The sequence below is a fragment of the Mesorhizobium sp. M7A.F.Ca.CA.002.15.2.1 genome (assembly GCF_003998715.1).
Lineage (GTDB): Bacteria > Pseudomonadota > Alphaproteobacteria > Rhizobiales > Rhizobiaceae > Mesorhizobium > Mesorhizobium ciceri.
The window spans coordinates 1-1454 of record NZ_RZPI01000965.1 but is presented as its reverse complement, the minus strand read 5'-3'; the positions used below and the strand labels follow the sequence as shown (position 1 = coordinate 1454).

Genomic DNA, 1454 nt, shown 5'->3' with positions numbered 1-1454 from the left:
TCGACCGGCCGCGCGCCCGACCAGGCAAGGCAATCCTCGACTTCTTTCACCTGCTCGGCAATGTGGATGTGGATAGGCCCGTCCGGCGCCAGGGCAGTCACGTCAATCAGTTCTTCCGGTGTCGCGGCGCGAAGGCTGTGCGGAGCGACGCCGACAACAGCCTGATCCAACGCGCGAACCGATTCGCGGCATTTCTCAACAAGCCGCGAGAATCGATTCACATCGTTGATGAATCGCCGCTGGCCTTCGTTTGGTGCGGCACCGCCGAAAGACGAGTGCGCATAAAACACCGGCAAAAGCGTCAGGCCGATGCCTGCCTCGCCGGCCGCGGCCGCAATGCGCTCGGCCATCTCGGCGAGGTTGGCGTAGGGTTTTCCATCGCGGTCGTGATGCAGATAGTGAAATTCGCCGACGCGGGAAAAACCGGCCTCCAGCATCTCGACATAGAGTTGTGCGGCAACCGCCTCGACCTGATCGGGCGTCATCGACAGGGCGAAACGGTACATCACCTCGCGCCAGCTCCAGAAACTGTCGGCGGAGGGGCCGCGAAGCTCGGCAAGGCCGGCCATGCCGCGCTGGAAGGCGTGGCTGTGCAAATTGGGCATGCCGGGCAACAGGATCGCGTGACGTTCGTCGCCGGCTGCCGCAGCAGCGCCAGGCTGAACGGCTGTGATGCGTCCCTCGGCCAGGGTAAGCCGCACATTTTCGCGCCAGCCATCGGGAAGGAGCGCCTGTTCCGCAAAGATCGCTGCCACTTTTCTCTCCGGTTCTCTGTGTCTCATGCGATGAAGGCACTTGCAGTGCGTTTCAATATGTATATACATAATCGTCATCGATTGAAACGGAAAAGATGATGGCTGCAAAGAGCAAAAGCCGGGCAGGGGATCTTCGTCTGTGGCGCAATGCGCGGCTGACGACAATGGCCGACGGGTCTGCCGGACTTGGCGTCGTCGAACATGGCGCGGTCGCTGCGCGTGACGGCCGCATTGTTTATGCCGGCCCCGAGTCGGAGCTGCCCCCGACACTTGCCCAGGGCGCCGAGACGGTTGATTGCGAGGGCCGCTGGATCACACCCGGCCTGATCGACTGCCACACCCATCTGGTCCATGCCGGCAACCGCGCCAACGAATTCGAGATGCGGCTGGCCGGCGCCACTTATGAAGAGGTCGCCCGGGCTGGTGGCGGCATAGTCTCCTCGGTCAAGTCGCTGCGCGCCGCCAGCGAGAGCGAACTGGTCACCCAATCACTGCCACGCCTCGATGCGCTGATTGCCGAGGGCGTAACCACCGTGGAGGTAAAATCAGGCTACGGCCTGGACCTCGAAAACGAGAAGAAGTCGCTGCGTGCCGCACGGCGGCTGGGCAACCAGCGGCCGGTGACGATCCGCACGACCTTCCTCGGCGCCCACGCGCTGCCGCCGGAAGCCAAGGGTGACAAGGACGCCTTTATCGATC

The 1454-nt window shown here is 63.2% G+C and carries 1 protein-coding gene and 1 pseudogene; one reads left to right on the top strand and one right to left on the bottom strand.

Going from position 1 to position 1454, the window contains the following annotated elements; genetic code table 11:
- Window positions 1-755 (bottom strand): amidohydrolase family protein (locus ENZ74_RS31595; RefSeq protein ID WP_164761394.1); only part of this gene is annotated, 755 nt, incomplete at its 3' end.
- A gap of 98 nt (window positions 756-853) precedes the next feature.
- On the opposite strand from ENZ74_RS31595, the pseudogene ENZ74_RS31590 reads away from it, so the two are divergent.
- A pseudogene (locus tag ENZ74_RS31590) lies at window positions 854-1454 on the top strand (imidazolonepropionase); the annotation flags it as partial.